Genomic DNA, 14,883 nt, shown 5'->3' with positions numbered 1-14,883 from the left:
TGTACCACTCCGGCCGGTGTTTTTAGCGCGTTTTTACTTGCCGAGCTTGGCGAGCGCTTCGGTGAGCTCAGGAACCGCCTGGTAGAGGTCGGCGACCAGGCCGTAATCGGCGACCTGGAAGATCGGCGCGTCCTCGTCCTTGTTGATCGCGACGATCACCTTGGAGTCCTTCATGCCGGCCAGATGCTGGATCGCGCCGGAAATGCCCACCGCGACATAGAGCTCGGGGGCCACCACCTTGCCGGTCTGGCCGACCTGCCAGTCGTTCGGCGCATAGCCGGCATCCACCGCCGCGCGCGAGGCACCGACGCCAGCACCGAGCTTGTCGGCGAGCGGCTCGATGTACTTGGCGAAGTTCTCGCGGCTCTGCATGGCACGGCCACCGGAGACGATGATCTTGGCCGAGGTCAGCTCGGGGCGGTCGCTCTTGGCGACTTCCTCGCCGACGAAGGACGACAGGCCCGGATCGGCCGCCGCAGCGACGTTCTCGACGGCGGCGCTGCCGCCTTCACCCGCCGCCGCAAAGGTCGAGGTGCGCACCGTGATGACCTTCTTGGCGTCCTTCGACTTCACCGTCTGGATGGCGTTGCCGGCATAGATCGGGCGCTCATAGGTGTCGGGGGCGACCACCTTGGTGATCTCGGAGACCTGCATGACGTCGAGCAGGGCTGCGACACGCGGCATCACGTTCTTGAAGCGCGAGGTCGCGGGCGCGACGATCGCGTCATAGCCGGAAGCCAGCGAGACGATCAGCGCGGCCAGCGGCTCGGCGAGATCGTGGGCGTAAGTCTCGCCCTCGGCAAGCAGCACCTTCTTCACGCCGGCAAGCTTGGCGGCAGCATCCGCCGCAGCCTTGGCGTTCTGGCCGGCCACCAGCACGTCGACATCCGCGCCGAGCGCGGCAGCCGCGGTCAGGGCCTTGTTGGTCGCGTCCTTCAGCGACGCATTGTCGTGTTCGGCAATCAGAAGCGTCGTCATCAGAGCACCCCGGCTTCGTTCTTGAGTTTCGACACCAGCTCGGCGACGTCCTTGACCTTGACGCCCGCCTTGCGGCCCGCCGGCTCCGTCGTCTTGAGAACCTCGAGACGCGCGGCGACGTCGACGCCGTAATCGGCGACGGTCTTCTCCGCGATCGGCTTCTTCTTGGCCTTCATGATGTTGGGCAGCGAGGCATAGCGCGGCTCGTTGAGACGGAGATCCGTGGTGACGATCGCCGGTCCCTTCAGCTTGACGGTCTGCAGACCGCCGTCGACTTCGCGGGTGACCTTGAAGTCAGCACCTTCGACCTCGAGCTTCGAAGCAAACGTCGCCTGCGACCAGCCGAGCAGCGCGGCCAGCATCTGACCGGTCTGGTTGCTGTCGTCGTCGATCGCCTGCTTGCCGAGGATGATCAGGCCGGGCTGCTCTTCGTCGGCGATCTTCTTCAGAATCTTCGCGACCGCGAGCGGCTCGACGATGCCCTCGACCTTCACCAGGATGCCGCGGTCGGCGCCCATGGCGAGACCGGTGCGGATCGTCTCCGAGGCCTGCGCCGGTCCAATGGAAACCACGACGACCTCGGTGGCCTTGCCGCCTTCCTTCAGGCGCAACGCTTCCTCGACCGCGATTTCGTCGAACGGGTTCATCGACATCTTCACATTGGCGAGTTCAACGCCCGATCCATCGCCCTTGACGCGGACCTTGACGTTGTAATCAACCACCCGCTTTACCGGCACCAAGACCTTCATCGATCCTCTTTCACTCAATTTGGGAGGGGGGTTATCAACTGGCGCGGAACCTAAAGGCCTGATCCGGCCCGGTCAACGCGCGACAGGGCCAAATTTTAGACCTTAGAAATATCGACCTCAATGGGTCAGCGATTCTGGCCCGGAACCCAGAGCACGTCGCCGGCACCATTATGGTTGGCGGCACGGCTGGCGACGAACAGGAAGTCGGACAGGCGGTTCATATACTGGATGCCAGCAGCGCCCACGGGCTCGCCGGGCCGGGCCGCCAGTTCCACCATCACGCGTTCCGCCCTGCGGCAAATCGTACGGGCAACGTGGAGGTAGGCGGCGGCCGGCGTGCCGCCCGGCAGCACGAAGGAGGTGAGCGGCGCCAGCTTGTCGTTGAGCGCGTCGATGTCGCGTTCGAGCCGCTCGACCTGGCTTGCCACCACCCGCAGCCGCTCGGCCTTGCCTTCACGCTCGGGCACCGCGAGGTCCGCGCCGAGGTCGAACAGATCATTCTGGATGCGGCCGAGCATCGCGTCGAACTCGGGCATGTCATGGGTGTGGAGCCTGACAACGCCGATCGCGGCATTGGTCTCGTCCACGGTGCCATAGGCTTCGATGCGCAGATCGTATTTCGGACGGCGCTCGCCCGTTCCGAGCGCCGTCGTGCCGTCGTCACCGGTCTTCGTATAGATGCGATTCAGCGTGACCATTTTTAACGCCCCATCGCCCAGACTGCGAGCATGGCAACCACGATCGCCACGAACTGAAGCAGCACGCGCCAGCGCATCAACTTCTGCGAGGTGTTTGGCGAGCCGCCGCGCATCATGTTGACGAGACCGAGCAGCAGCACCACCGCCACGGCGCCGGCCGCTACCGGCAGGATGAAAGTACTCAGGAGAGATGCCATTCGGGGTAGATAACACCGTGTGCGCTGGTCCGCCATGGCGTTCCCGATCTGGCTTTTAACCCAATAATATCAGAAGCTAGCTGGATGATTTCCGATTTGCGCTCGTCGCCTGTCTTCTTCGCCTCTCCCCGCAAGCGGAGAGGGGCCAACGCGCGCCGAGCGATGCGACGCACCGTCCGGAACGCGCGGCGGGTAATGGGGGCTCTCCACGGGGACGGTGATAGAGGGATTCGCGGAGACTCCCCCTCACCCGGAATCCGCGCTGCGCGCGCATTCCGGCCTCTCCCCGCAGGCGGGGAGAGGGGAATCCGGAGCAAGCTGTGAAGGCAATCCGCTACATCTACGTCGTCGTGGAGGACGCCTTCTACACCTTCCTCGCCGACGACGGCTGGGCGATCGCGAGCCATATCGCGCTGTCGACGCTGATGGCGCTGTTCCCGTTCCTGATCGTGCTGACCTCGCTCGCCGGCTTCTTCGGCTCCAAGGAACTTGCCGATCAGGCCGCAAGCCTGATGCTTCAGGTCTGGCCGAAGCAGGTCGCCGATTCGATCTCGGGGGAAGTCCACGACGTTTTGACGACGACCCGCACCGGCGTGCTGACGATCGGCGCAGCGCTGTCGGTGTATTTCGCCTCCAACGGCGTCGAGGCGCTCCGCGTCGCGCTGAACCGCGCCTATGCGGTGGTGGAGATGCGGCGCTGGTACTGGCTGCGCCTTGAATCGATCGGCTACACGCTGGTCGCGGCCTTCACCGCGCTTGCCATGGCGTTCCTGATCGTGCTTGGCCCGCTCTTCATCGAGGCGGCGCGGCGCCATATCCCGCTGTTCGTCGAGTCCAACGAGAGCATCCTCACTTGGCTGCGCTACGGCATCACCGTGGGTGCGCTGGTGGTGGCGCTGATCATCCTGCATGCCTGGCTGCCGGCGGGACGGCGCGCCTTCCTCCAGATCCTGCCCGGCATCGTCTTCACCATCGTGGCGTCGCTGATCTCGGGCATCGTGTTCGGCCAATATCTGGCGCGCTTCGCCAACAACTACGTGACGATGTATGCGGGGCTCGCCTCGGTGATCATCGCGCTGGTGTTCCTGTATTTCATCGCCGCGATCTTCGTCTACGGCGGCGAACTCAACGCCGCGATCATCAAGTCGCAGCTTCCTCACGGCGTTTCGCTTCAAGCAGCGCAGTCGCTAAAGCGCGAGGAGACACAGGCTTGACCAGGAAGGCGTCGGCGCCGGCCTCGCGCGAGGCCGCCTCGTCCTCGCCACGGCCGGATACGCCGATGATGGGGATCTGAGCCAGCGGCGCCGGCATGGTCCGGATCCGCCTGATGGCCTCGACGCCGTCGATGCCAGGCAGCACCATGTCCATCAGCACCGCATCGAACGCGCCCTGCGCGAGCCGGTTCACCGCGTCCTCGCCGCGCCCGATGAACTCGGCATGGTGGCCGAGCTCAGTCAGGATGGTGTTGAGCACGACGCGGCCGAACGGATTGTCCTCGACGCTGAGCACGCGCAGCGCGGCCATCGCATCCGCCTCGGCTTCGCCCTTCGACTTGCGGGACTTGCGCGATTCCGTCGCGTCGAGCGACATCGTCAACGTGAAGGTGGCTCCGCCGCCGCGCCGCGGTGCGACCGTGATGTCGCCGCCCATCGCGCGCGCCAGTTGCTTGACCGAGGAAAGGCCCAAGCCGGCGCCGCCGAAGCGCGAGGCGATGGTGACATTGGCCTGGGTGAAGGGGCGGAACAGCCGCTTGATCTCGGCCATGGTCAGGCCGATGCCGCTGTCGGACACCGCGAAGGCGACGCCGAACTTGCCCTTCGCCTTGTCTCTGGCCTTGCCTTTGGCGGGACGCCAAGGCGCGACCGCGAGCGCGACACCGCCCCGCTCGGTGAACTTGACGGCATTGTCGATCAGGTTCTCGAGCGCGGCGCGCAGGCGGACGGAATCGCCGACCACCAGCCCCGGCAGCTTCTCGGAGATATCGACCTGGGCCTGGAGGCCCTTGGCCGCGGCGCGTCCGGCGAGCGAATCGCCGGCACTGCGGGCGAGCGCGCGCAGATCGAACAAATCCTGCCGCAAGGCACTTCCACCCTTGCCCGCCCCCTTGCCGGTCCTGGCGGCATCGACGAACAGGGTGGCAAGGCTCGCCAGATGCTCGGCACCGGCCTTGATGGTGTCGGCCCAGCGCCGCTCGCGCTCGCCGAGATCGGAGGTGGCGAGCAGGTCGCTGATCGCGAGAATACCGGTCAGGGGGGTACGGACCTCATGGGCGAAGGCGGCGAGCGCGGCCTGGACCACGTCCGGCGCCACGGCCTTGGCGCTGCGCTTGCGCAACCGGCCGGTCGCCCCGGACCGCTTCCGAGGCGGTCGCCTGGACGTTCGCGTGGTGCGCGCTGAGCGCGTTTTCGCCGCCATGAATCCCTTCGAAGGGTCCCCTTCGATCCCCAGGCTCTCAAGCAAGCATCGCACGGCGGAACCCCTGGAGTCACGGCGGCGTTTTGCTAACCCCCAGAGAAACTTAACCTAATCCCACCAACCGGCGGATGCCGGCGGGCGTGGCGCCGGCTGCGCGCAGCTCGCGCAGGCCGGTCGAGCGGTCCGATTTCGACAACTTCCCGCCCGCCTCGTCCAGAATCAGGGCGTGGTGGCGATAGGCGGGTTCCGGCAGATCGAGCAGGACCTGGAGCAGGCGGTGAACCGAGGTGGCGTGAAACAGGTCCTGCCCCCGCACGACCTCGCTGATGCCCTGAAGCGCGTCGTCGACGACGACGGACAAATGGTAGCTGGTCGGCGTCTCCTTGCGGGCCAGGATGACGTCGCCCCAGGACTCCGGTCGCGCCGCGACGATGCCGCGCTCGCCATCGGGCCCCTCGCCAAGCTCGTTCCAGGTCAGACCGGCAACGCGTCGGCAGGCGGCCGCCATGTCGAGCCGCAGCGCGTAAGGCACGCCAGATGCAATGAGCCGGTCGCGCTCGCCGGCCGACAGCGATCTGGCGTCACCCGGATAAAGCGGTGCGCCATCGGGATCGCGAGGCCATGGCCCGGCGGCCTCGCGCGCGGCCACGAGCCTGGCGATCTCCGCGCGACTTTCGAACGCGGGATAGACGAGACCAAGCGCCGAGAGTTTCTCGAGCGCGGCGCGATAAACCGCGAGATGCTCCGACTGCCGCCGCACCGGCGTTTCCCAGGCGATGCCGAGCCAGGCGAGGTCGTCGTAGATCGCCGTCTCATATTCCGGCCGGCAGCGCGTCGCGTCGATGTCCTCGACCCGCAGCAACAGCCGCCCGCCGGTCTCGCGCGCGCGGTCGAAATTGAGCAGCGCCGAATAGGCGTGGCCGAGATGCAAGAGGCCATTCGGGCTGGGGGCAAATCGGAAAACGGGTGGCGCCATGCAGTGAAACTCGTCATGGCCGGGCATAGCCGTCCGAAGGGACGGCGTCGCTTCCGCTCGCCTATGTCCCGGCCATCCACGTTCTTCGGTGCGATACAGCGATCGTGTCAAGTCGTGGACAGATACGAACACTGTCACCCATGCTAGACATGTCGTGTGGTTAGAGAGACGTGGATGGCCGGGTCAAGCCCGGCCATGACGCCGGAGAGAGTTTGCCGACCCAAATGACCATCCACCTCGAAACCCAGTCCGATCTCGAAGACGCCGTCCACGCGCTGATCAAGCGCGACCCGCGCCTCAAGCCCGTGCTCGAGATCGCCGGCATGCCCGCCTTGCGGCGGCGTGAGCCGGGTTTTACGGGGCTCGCCCACATCGTTTGCGGGCAGCAGCTTTCGACCGCGAGCGCCGCAGCGATCTGGGGGCGGCTGTCGGCCGCGTTCGATCCGTTCGACCATGAGGCCGTGAGCCGCGCCCGCACCGACCGGCTGGGACGGCTCGGCCTGTCCGCCGCCAAGATCAAGACGCTGAAACATCTCGCGCGCGAGATCAATGCGCAGCGGCTGAACCTCGACGTGCTCGCCGAGGAAGACGCCGAGGCCGCGCACCATACGCTGATCGCGCTGCCCGGCATCGGGCCATGGACGGCCGACGTCTATCTGCTGTTCTGCCTCGGGCACGGCGATGCCTGGCCGGCCGGCGACATCGCCGTGCAGGAGGGGATCAAAGTTGGCCTGGGCCTTCAGGCGCGGCCGACGGAGAAGCAGATGGCGCCGCTCGCCGAACCCTGGCGGCCGCTGCGCGGAGCAGCCGCGCATCTGTGGTGGAGCTATTATCGCGTGATCAAGAAGCGCGAAGGTGTGATCAGCAACCAGCCCTAGCCCCGCAGCCGCTCGCGATCGGCGCGGGCGCATTCGGCCACGAAATCGATGACGGCGCGCACCGCAGACAACTCGACCAGATCGGGATGGGCGAGCAGCCAGAGATCGGCGACGCTGACGAGTTTCTGCGGCGCGACGCGCACGAGGTCCGGATAGCTCTCCGCGACGAAGCAGGACAGCGCGGAGATTCCGATTCCAGCACGCACCGCCGCCAGCATGTCGCCCTGCGACGAGCAGCGCATCACCATGGTGCCTTGCCGGGTGATCGCATCGCTCCAGCGCGCCAGCTGCGCGTTCGAATCCTGGTCGGCAAAGCCGATGACGCTGTGCCCCTTCCATTCGGCGCTCCGCTCCGGCATGGACCGGCCCGCGGCATAGTCGCGCGAGGCATAGAAGCCGGTGCCGAGACGGCCGATCTTGCGGCCGACCAGGTTTTCCTCGCCGCTGTCGACCGGGCGCAGCACGACGTCGGCCTCGCGCCGCCGCACGCTGGCCGGAAACGGATGGGTGATGATCTCGAGCCGAATGTGATCATGTGCGCCGAGAAAAGAGCGCAGCCGCGGCATCAGCCAGTGCGAGGCCAGCGTCGCGCCGATCGACAGCTTGACCGTGCCGCGCGCCTTGCGCCCGCCGGCGCCAACGGCGGCTTCGGCCCGGAGTGCGGCAACGGCCATCGCCTCCGCGTGCTCTCGCAGCGTACGTCCATCGGCGGTGAGCACGAAGCCGTCAGCGGCGCGCGCCAGCAGCTTGGTGCCGAGCTGTGCCTCCAGCGCCGCGATCTTGCGGCTGACGGTCGGATGGCTGGCGTGCAGACGCTTTGCCGCCGCAGTGAAGCTGCCGGTGTCGGCGACCGCGACGAAGGTCTTGCAGAGATCCCAATCCACCGCCGGCTCCGTACAAATCTGATGATAGGCTTGTTCAATATTGAACGATCCGCTGCCCACCGTCCAACCCTATAGTGGGATCAAAGCGCTGGACGGCGGACACCCCGCCGGCGCGACAATCGACATGGAAGCGCTCACAATCGGCCGGCAGGCCGTTGACGCGCGTCGTCAGGAGGATCGGATGGCACTGCCCGCTCTGCTCAAGAACAATCTGGAGCTGCCCGTGGTCGGCTCGCCCCTTTTCATCGTCTCCGGGCCGGAGCTGGTGATCGCCCAATGCAAGGCCGGCGTCGTCGGCTCGTTTCCGGCGCTCAACGCCCGTCCGGTGGAAAAGCTCGACGAGTGGCTGAGCCGCATCGAGGACGAGCTCGGCGAATACAAATCGCGCAATCCCGGCAAGAAGGTCGCGCCCTACGCCGTCAACCAGATCTGCCATGCCTCCAACGACCGCTTGATGAAGGACATGGAAACCTGTGTGAAGCACAGGGCGCCCATCATTATCACCTCGCTGCGGCCGCCCGCCGAGATCGTCCAGGCTGCGCACTCCTATGGCGGGCTGGTGTTCCACGATGTCATCAACGTCAAGCATGCGCGCAAGGCTGCCGAGCAGGGCGTCGACGGACTGATCCTGGTCTGCGCCGGCGCCGGCGGCCATGCCGGCATGCTGTCGCCGTTCGCGCTGGTGCGCGAGGTCAAGCAATGGTTCGACGGCGCGATCCTGCTGTCGGGCGCGATCAGCGACGGTTTTGGCATTGCCTCCGCGCTGACGCTGGGCGCCGACCTCGCCTATATGGGCACGCGCTTCATCGCGACGAAGGAAGCCAATGCCGACGAAGCCTACAAGTCCGCGCTGACGCAGCACGCCGCGCACGACATCGTCTACACCAACCTGTTCACCGGCGTGCACGGCAACTATCTGGGCCCCTCGATCGCCGCTGCGGGGCTCGATCCGGACAATCTCCCGGTTGCCGACAAGACGAAGATGAACTTCGGCTCCGGCGGCAACATGAAATCCAAGGCGTGGCGCGACATCTGGGGATCGGGCCAGGGCATCGGCCAGATCCTGGATGCGCCGCCGGTGGCCGAGCTGGTCGACCGGATGAAGGGCGAATTCGATCAGGCCCGGCAGGATTTCCTGATGCGCGCCAGCGCCTGACGGCTTGGTCCGACAAGAAAATTGGACTGACAAGACAAACGGGAGGACACCATGAAGCTGGCAGCCGCATTGATCGGCCTGTCGTTGCTGACGCTTGCCGCCGGCAGCGCCGGTGCGGACGAGATCCGGATCGGACAGACCCTGCCCTATAGCGGTCCGGCATCCGGGTTCGGCGCGATCGGACGGACGCAGGAGGCGTTCTTCGAGAAGGTCAACGCGGAGGGCGGCATCAACGGCCGCAAGGTCAAGTTCATCACTCTGGACGACGCATACTCGCCGCCGAAGACGGTCGAGCAGACCCGCAAGCTGGTGGAGCAGGACGAGGTGCTGATGATGTTCGGCTCGCTCGGCACCGCCACCAACAGCGCCGTGCAACGTTACCTCAACGCCAAGAAGGTGCCGCAGCTGTTCGTGCTCTCGGGCGCCACCAAATGGGCCGATCCGCAGAAGAATCCCTGGACGATGCCGGGCATGGCAGCCTACGAATCCGAAGGCGTCGTCTATGCCAAGTACATCTTGCAGTCCAAGCCCGACGCGAAGATCGCGATCCTGTCCCAGAACGACGATTTCGGCCGCGACTATGTCGCGGGCTTCAAGCGCGCGCTCGGCGCCAAGGCGGCCGGCATGATCATCGCGGAGGCGAGCTACGAGACCAGCGCGCCGACGATCAGCTCGCAGCTCTCGACGCTGAAAGCGTCAGGCGCCAACGTGCTGTTTGGCGTCGTGCTCGGCAAGTTCACCTCGCAGATGGTCAAAGGTGTAGCCGAGATCGGCTGGAAGCCGGAGCTGTTCTTCGTGCCCACCTCGGCCTCCTCGATCTCGTTCCTTGAGCCGGCGGGGCTGGACAATGCGGTCGGGCTGATCTCGTCGAGCAACCAGAAGGACACGATGGACCCGCAATGGGCCGACGATCCCGGCGTGAAGTCCTATTTCGCGTTCATGAAGCAATACATGCCGACCGCGGATCTCTCGAACTCCAACTACGCGGCGGGCTATCACTATGCCACGCTGCTGATGACGGTGCTGAGCGCCTGCAAGGACGATGTCAGCCGCGACAACATCTTGAAGCAGGCCGCGTCGCTGAAAGAGGTGAAGCTGCCGCTGCTGTTGCCCGGAATGAGCGTGTCGACCGGCCCGGACGACTATCTGCCGTTCCAGCAGCTTCAGCTCCGCCGCTTCAACGGCAAGAGCTGGGTGCCGTTCGGCGGCATTCTCGATGACCGGTAGAGTTTTTGTTTGACGCGTCTTCTTGACGTGAACCGGTATCCACTTCGCTTGAAAACGCTTTGAAGGGACGTCCCATGATCATCAGCGGCGAGCGCCGGATCGATTATCCAGACCTCCATGCGCGGATCAGACGGGCCGCAGGCGGGATCAGCACGCTTGGCGGGCGCGAGGGCACGCCGGTCGCCATGATGCTGCGCAATGACTTCGCCTTGTTCGAGGTGGTCGCGGCTTCCGCCGCGCTCGGCCGACCGGTGGTGCCGATCAACTGGCACCTGAAGGCCGCCGAAGTCCGCTATATCCTGGCCGACAGCGGCGCCGACATTTTGATCTGCCATGCCGACCTGCTGCCGCAGATTCGCGACGGCCTGCCGGACGGCCTCGTGCTCATGGTCGTGCCGACGCCGCCGGAGATCGCCGGCGCGTTCGACATCCCCGCTGCACTCACAAAGGTGCCGTACGGATTGACCGATTGGGACAAATGGCGGGACAGCCAAGCGGAACTCACCCAGCCGCCACGTCGCAGCGCGCCGATGTTCTACACGTCGGGCACGACGGGCATGCCGAAGGGGGTGCGGCGCATGCCGATGCGCCCCGAGCAGGTCGCGGCCTCCGAGCGCGTCGGGGCGATCGCCTACGGCGTGAAGCCGAACGAGGATCAGGTCGTGCTGATGAACGGCCCGATGTACCATTCCGCTCCGCACTCCTACGGCATGCTGGCCTATCGCAGTGGCTGCACCATCGTGCTGGAACCGCGCTTCGATCCCGAAGACCTGCTGCAACTGATCGAGCGCCATCGCGTCACGCACATGCACATGGTTCCGACGATGTTCGTGCGCCTGCTGCGGCTGCCCGACGACATGAAGCGACGTTACGACGTGTCGTCGCTGCGCTTTGTCGTTCATGGCGCGGCGCCCTGCCCGCCCGACGTGAAGAAGGCGATGATCGATTGGTGGGGTGGCGTCATCAACGAATATTTCGGCTCGACCGAGACCGGAATTCCGGTGTGGCACTCCGCGGCGGAGGCGCTGAAGAAACCCGGCACCGTCGGCCGCGCCATCGAGGGCGGCGTGGTCAAGATCTTCCGCGCCGACGGCAGCCCGTGCGACGTCAACGAACCCGGTGAAATCTACATGCGGCAGGCCTCGGTGCCGGATTTCGACTATCACGGCAAGGCCGAAGCGCGCGCCGAGGCCGGCCGCGACGGGCTCGTCAGCGTCGGCGACGTCGGCTATCTCGACGAGGACGGCTATCTGTTCCTGTGCGACCGAAAGCGCGACATGGTGATCTCCGGCGGCGTCAACATCTACCCCGCCGAGATCGAGAACGCGCTGATCGGAATGCCCGGCGTGCGCGATTGCGCGGTGTTCGGCATTCCCGACGCCGAATTTGGCGAGCGGCTCTGCGCCTATGTCGAGCCGGAGCCGGGCGCAGCGCTCTCGTCCGCCGCGGTCCAGTCGTTCCTGCGCGAGCGGCTCGCCAATTTCAAGGTGCCGAGGGACGTCGAATTCCGCGACGCGCTGCCGCGCGAAGCGACAGGAAAGATCTTCAAGCGCAAGCTGCGGGAGCCCTATCGGGCGGGCCACGCACGCGCCGGCGCGTAACGAACGGCTGCGAACGGCGTTTTAAACTATGTTGCTGTTGCAAAAGGATCATGGGTGAACGATGAAATGCCGGCACGGACAGAGCCGGGATCAAAGCCATGACATCGATCGACTTCGTCGTTGCGAAAAATGACCTCGACCAGTGCAAGGTCGTCACGACCGAGCTTCCCGGCGCGGATGCGCTGCCGCCTGACGCCCTGCTCGTGAAGGTCGACCGCTTCGCCTTCACCGCCAACAACATCACCTACGCGGTGATGGGCGACGAGTTGAAATACTGGCAGCTCTTTCCCGCGCCGAACGGTTTTGGCAACATTCCGGTATGGGGCTTTGGCGAGGTGGTCGCCTCCAGGCATTCGAACATCGCCGTGGGCGAGCGCCTGTTCGGCTACTTCCCGATGGCGACGCATCTCGTCATCGAGGCGACCGATGTGAGCAAGCGCGGCCTTCGCGACGGTGCCGCACACCGGCAGGGCGTGGCGCCGGTCTACAACGCCTATGCACGCGTCGGCGGCGATCCCGCTTACGCCGGTCAGAAGGGCGATTACCAGGCGCTGCTGCGACCGCTGTTCATGCTGTCGTTCCTGGTCGACGACTTTCTGGCCGAGAACGACGACTTCGGCGCACGCACGGTGCTGCTCTCCAGCGCCTCGAGCAAGACCGCGTTCGGCCTCGCCCATCTGCTGCACACCCGCGGCCGCAAGGTGATCGGGCTGACGTCCGCCGGCAATGTCGACTTTGTCTCGTCGCTCGGTTGCTATGACGAGGTCGTCACCTATGACCGCATTGCGTCGTTACCATCGGATGGGCCGGTCGCCTTCGTTGACATGGCCGGCAACAGCGCGCTGCGCACCGGATTGCATCAGCACTTCGGCGACCGGATGAAATGCTCCGTACGCGTCGGATTGACGCATCGCGCCACCGAGCCCGACGAAGGCGCGCTGCCCGGTGCAAAGCCGCGCTGGTTCTTCGCGCCCGACCAGATCCGCAAGCGCGCCAAGGAATGGGGCCCGGGCGGCATCGAGCAGCGCTTTGGCGCGGCATGGTCCGGCTTTGCGCCGCTGCTGGAGAGAAGCCTGACCGTGGTCGAGAGCCGCGGCCCCGACGCGGTGCGGCAGGTGTTTCTCGATACGCTGAAAGGGCGTATTCCGCCGGAGCAGGGCCACATGCTCTCTCTGCTCGGGTAAACCGCTTTCGAGGCCCGTCGAACCGGTATAGCGTCGACCTCAGAGGAAACGCCGCGAAGACGGCCACGAGGTCGCGCATGCTGGACAAGACGAAGGATATTTCCGTCTCGGCGCAAGCCTGGCTCGATGAGTTCGAGCGCACGCTCGGCAAGCCTGATCGGGCCGCACCCGACCATCTCTTCCTCGCCGACAGTTTTTGGCGCGATGTGCTGGCGCTGAGCTGGAACCTGCAAACGATCGCGGGCCACGACCGGATTACCCAAGCGCTGAGGGCGCTCGCGCCACGGGCGGCGCCGACCAGCTTCACGATCGCGCCCAACCGCGCGGCGCCGCGCTGGGTCACGCGCGCCGGCACCAGCAATATCGAGATCATCTTCAATTTCGACACTGTGATCGGTCGCGGCAGCGGCATCGTCCGGCTCGTGCCCGATACCGCCGATGGCGACCGGCTGAAGGCGTGGACACTGCTCACCGCGCTCGATGAGCTCAAAGGGTTCGAGGAGCAACTCGGCACGTCGCGGCCGCGAGGGCAGGCCTATTCACGCGATTTCCGCGGGCCGAACTGGCTCGATCTGCGCAACGCAGCGCGCGACTTCGCCGATCGCGATCCTGCCGTGCTGGTGGTCGGGGGCGGCCAGGCCGGCCTTGCGATTGCAGCACGGCTGAAGCAATTGAAGATCGACACACTGATCGTCGATCGCGAGACGCGGATCGGCGACAATTGGCGCAAGCGCTATCACGCACTGACCCTGCACAACCAGGTGCAGGTCAATCACATGCCCTACATGCCGTTCCCGCCGAACTGGCCGACCTACATCCCGAAGGACAAGCTCGCCAACTGGTTCGAAGCCTATGTCGACGCGATGGAGCTGGATTTCTGGACCGGCACGGAGTTCGAGGGCGGCAGCTACGACGACGCGAAGGGCTGCTGGACCGTCACGCTGCGGCGCGCCGACGGCAGCAAGCGCACCATGCAGCCGCGCCATGTTGTGATGGCGACCGGCGTCAGCGGCATCGCCAACGTGCCTGATATTCCGACCCTCAGCAATTTCAAAGGCACGCTGCTGCATTCGAGCCGCTACGAGGACGGCGAGAACTGGACCGGCAAGCGCGCCATCGTGATCGGCACCGGCAACAGCGGCCATGACATCGCGCAGGATCTCTGCTCCAGCGGCGCCGAAGTGACACTGGTGCAGCGCTCGCCGACGCTGGTCACCAATATCGAGCCGTCGGCGCAGCTCGCCTATGCGACCTACAACGAAGGCACGCTCGAGGACAACGACCTGATCGCGACCTCGATGCCGACGCCGCTCGCGAAGAAAACCCATGTGATGCTGACCGAGCAGTCGAAGGAGCTCGACAAGGAACTGCTCGACGGCCTGCGCAAAGTCGGATTCAAGCTCGACTTCGGCGAGGCCGGCACCGGCTGGCAGTTCAAATACCTCACCCGCGGTGGTGGCTATTATTTCAATGTCGGCTGCTCCAACCTGATCGTCGAGGGCGCGATCGGGCTCAGGCAGTTTGCAGACGTCGAGAGCTTCACGGCCGAAGGCGCACGGATGAAGGACGGCGCGACCATTCCGGCCGACCTCATCGTGCTCTCCACCGGCTACAAGCCGCAGGAATATCTGGTGCGAAAACTGTTCGGCGACGGCGTCGCCGACCGCGTCGGCCCGGTCTGGGGCTTTGGCGACGGCCTGGAGCTGCGCAACATGTATGCGCGCACCGGGCAACCCGGCCTCTGGTTCATCGCCGGCAGCCTCGCGCAGTGCCGGATCAACTCGAAATATCTCGCGCTCCAGATCAAGGCGATCGAGGAAGGGATTTTGGGGCGTGAGGCGGTCGCCGCTTAAGCCTCGTCATTGCGAGCGCAGCGAAGCAATCCAGGATCTTTCCGCGAAGACAGTCTGGATTGCTTCGCTGCGCTCGCAATGACAGTG

The 14,883-nt window shown here is 65.6% G+C and carries 14 protein-coding genes; 7 read left to right on the top strand and 7 right to left on the bottom strand.

Features of this window, described 5'->3' with window-relative positions:
- Positions 1–33 precede the first annotated feature (33 nt).
- The 4 genes from ABIB99_RS41090 to ABIB99_RS41075 all read right to left on the bottom strand — a co-directional run bounded on the left by ABIB99_RS41090 (position 34) and on the right by ABIB99_RS41075 (position 2,622).
- Entirely contained in the window at positions 34–978 is a 945-nt protein-coding gene (locus tag ABIB99_RS41090; RefSeq protein ID WP_063985793.1) for an electron transfer flavoprotein subunit alpha/FixB family protein, read from the bottom strand.
- Positions 978–1,727: an electron transfer flavoprotein subunit beta/FixA family protein gene (locus ABIB99_RS41085; protein WP_354181459.1), complete on the bottom strand. Its 750-nt coding sequence runs from the start codon at positions 1,725–1,727 to the stop codon at positions 978–980. Before ABIB99_RS41085 ends, ABIB99_RS41090 begins: the two co-directional genes overlap by 1 nt.
- A 125-nt stretch (positions 1,728–1,852) precedes the next feature.
- Positions 1,853–2,425, bottom strand: a complete 573-nt coding sequence (locus tag ABIB99_RS41080; RefSeq protein ID WP_014491644.1) for a cob(I)yrinic acid a,c-diamide adenosyltransferase — start codon at positions 2,423–2,425, stop codon at positions 1,853–1,855.
- A 2-nt stretch (positions 2,426–2,427) separates the two neighbouring features.
- Positions 2,428–2,622: a twin transmembrane helix small protein gene (locus tag ABIB99_RS41075; protein ID WP_015688858.1), complete on the bottom strand. Its 195-nt coding sequence runs from the start codon at positions 2,620–2,622 to the stop codon at positions 2,428–2,430.
- A gap of 320 nt (positions 2,623–2,942) precedes the next feature.
- On the opposite strand from ABIB99_RS41075, the gene ABIB99_RS41070 reads away from it, so the two are divergent.
- A complete protein-coding gene (locus tag ABIB99_RS41070; protein ID WP_354181456.1) occupies positions 2,943–3,836 on the top strand; it encodes a YihY/virulence factor BrkB family protein in 894 nt (297 codons plus the stop codon).
- Here the strand turns inward: ABIB99_RS41070 and ABIB99_RS41065 are convergent.
- Positions 3,763–5,037, bottom strand: a complete 1,275-nt coding sequence (locus ABIB99_RS41065; protein ID WP_354181454.1) for an ATP-binding protein — start codon at positions 5,035–5,037, stop codon at positions 3,763–3,765. The two genes, ABIB99_RS41070 and ABIB99_RS41065, sit on opposite strands and share 74 nt — an antisense overlap.
- A gap of 103 nt (positions 5,038–5,140) precedes the next feature.
- Positions 5,141–6,013 carry a tRNA glutamyl-Q(34) synthetase GluQRS gene (gene gluQRS / locus ABIB99_RS41060; protein WP_354181452.1) on the bottom strand — a complete coding sequence of 291 codons (873 nt, stop codon included), beginning with the start codon at positions 6,011–6,013 and terminating at the stop codon, positions 5,141–5,143.
- Positions 6,014–6,237: 224 nt separating this feature from the next.
- On the opposite strand from gluQRS, the gene ABIB99_RS41055 reads away from it, so the two are divergent.
- Positions 6,238–6,891, top strand: a complete 654-nt coding sequence (locus ABIB99_RS41055; protein WP_063985797.1) for a DNA-3-methyladenine glycosylase family protein — start codon at positions 6,238–6,240, stop codon at positions 6,889–6,891.
- Here the strand turns inward: ABIB99_RS41055 and ABIB99_RS41050 are convergent.
- Entirely contained in the window at positions 6,888–7,775 is an 888-nt protein-coding gene (locus ABIB99_RS41050) for a LysR family transcriptional regulator (protein ID WP_354181449.1), read from the bottom strand. The two genes, ABIB99_RS41055 and ABIB99_RS41050, sit on opposite strands and share 4 nt — an antisense overlap.
- A gap of 181 nt (positions 7,776–7,956) precedes the next feature.
- On the opposite strand from ABIB99_RS41050, the gene ABIB99_RS41045 reads away from it, so the two are divergent.
- From ABIB99_RS41045 to ABIB99_RS41025, 5 genes are all read left to right on the top strand, one after another.
- On the top strand, positions 7,957–8,931 hold the full coding sequence (locus tag ABIB99_RS41045) for an NAD(P)H-dependent flavin oxidoreductase (protein ID WP_354181447.1): 975 nt from the start codon (positions 7,957–7,959) through the stop codon (positions 8,929–8,931).
- 51 nt (positions 8,932–8,982) lie between these two features.
- Entirely contained in the window at positions 8,983–10,158 is a 1,176-nt protein-coding gene (locus ABIB99_RS41040; RefSeq protein ID WP_354181445.1) for an ABC transporter substrate-binding protein, read from the top strand.
- Between the two features lie 74 nt (positions 10,159–10,232).
- Entirely contained in the window at positions 10,233–11,759 is a 1,527-nt protein-coding gene (locus ABIB99_RS41035) for an acyl-CoA synthetase (RefSeq protein ID WP_354181443.1), read from the top strand.
- A gap of 98 nt (positions 11,760–11,857) precedes the next feature.
- Entirely contained in the window at positions 11,858–12,943 is a 1,086-nt protein-coding gene (locus tag ABIB99_RS41030) for a DUF2855 family protein (protein WP_354181441.1), read from the top strand.
- A 77-nt stretch (positions 12,944–13,020) separates the two neighbouring features.
- Positions 13,021–14,796 carry a flavin-containing monooxygenase gene (locus ABIB99_RS41025; RefSeq protein WP_354181439.1) on the top strand — a complete coding sequence of 592 codons (1,776 nt, stop codon included), beginning with the start codon at positions 13,021–13,023 and terminating at the stop codon, positions 14,794–14,796.
- The last annotated feature ends 87 nt before the right edge of the window (positions 14,797–14,883 follow it).

Origin of the sequence: Bradyrhizobium sp. LA6.1, assembly GCF_040547805.1 — a bacterium.
Classification (GTDB): domain Bacteria; phylum Pseudomonadota; class Alphaproteobacteria; order Rhizobiales; family Xanthobacteraceae; genus Bradyrhizobium; species Bradyrhizobium barranii.
The sequence above is the reverse complement of the archived record's forward strand: the minus strand, read 5'-3'. Positions and strand labels throughout refer to the sequence as shown.

Coding starts and splice junctions, on each gene's coding strand:
- ABIB99_RS41090 (WP_063985793.1), bottom strand. CDS start 978: ATGACGACGCTTCTGATTGCCGAACACGACAATGCGTCGCTGAAGGAC.
- ABIB99_RS41085 (WP_354181459.1), bottom strand. CDS start 1,727: ATGAAGGTCTTGGTGCCGGTAAAGCGGGTGGTTGATTACAACGTCAAG.
- ABIB99_RS41080 (WP_014491644.1), bottom strand. CDS start 2,425: ATGGTCACGCTGAATCGCATCTATACGAAGACCGGTGACGACGGCACG.
- ABIB99_RS41075 (WP_015688858.1), bottom strand. CDS start 2,622: ATGGCATCTCTCCTGAGTACTTTCATCCTGCCGGTAGCGGCCGGCGCC.
- ABIB99_RS41065 (WP_354181454.1), bottom strand. CDS start 5,037: ATGGCGGCGAAAACGCGCTCAGCGCGCACCACGCGAACGTCCAGGCGA.
- gluQRS (WP_354181452.1), bottom strand. CDS start 6,013: ATGGCGCCACCCGTTTTCCGATTTGCCCCCAGCCCGAATGGCCTCTTG.
- ABIB99_RS41055 (WP_063985797.1), top strand. CDS start 6,238: ATGACCATCCACCTCGAAACCCAGTCCGATCTCGAAGACGCCGTCCAC.
- ABIB99_RS41045 (WP_354181447.1), top strand. CDS start 7,957: ATGGCACTGCCCGCTCTGCTCAAGAACAATCTGGAGCTGCCCGTGGTC.
- ABIB99_RS41040 (WP_354181445.1), top strand. CDS start 8,983: ATGAAGCTGGCAGCCGCATTGATCGGCCTGTCGTTGCTGACGCTTGCC.
- ABIB99_RS41035 (WP_354181443.1), top strand. CDS start 10,233: ATGATCATCAGCGGCGAGCGCCGGATCGATTATCCAGACCTCCATGCG.
- ABIB99_RS41030 (WP_354181441.1), top strand. CDS start 11,858: ATGACATCGATCGACTTCGTCGTTGCGAAAAATGACCTCGACCAGTGC.
- ABIB99_RS41025 (WP_354181439.1), top strand. CDS start 13,021: ATGCTGGACAAGACGAAGGATATTTCCGTCTCGGCGCAAGCCTGGCTC.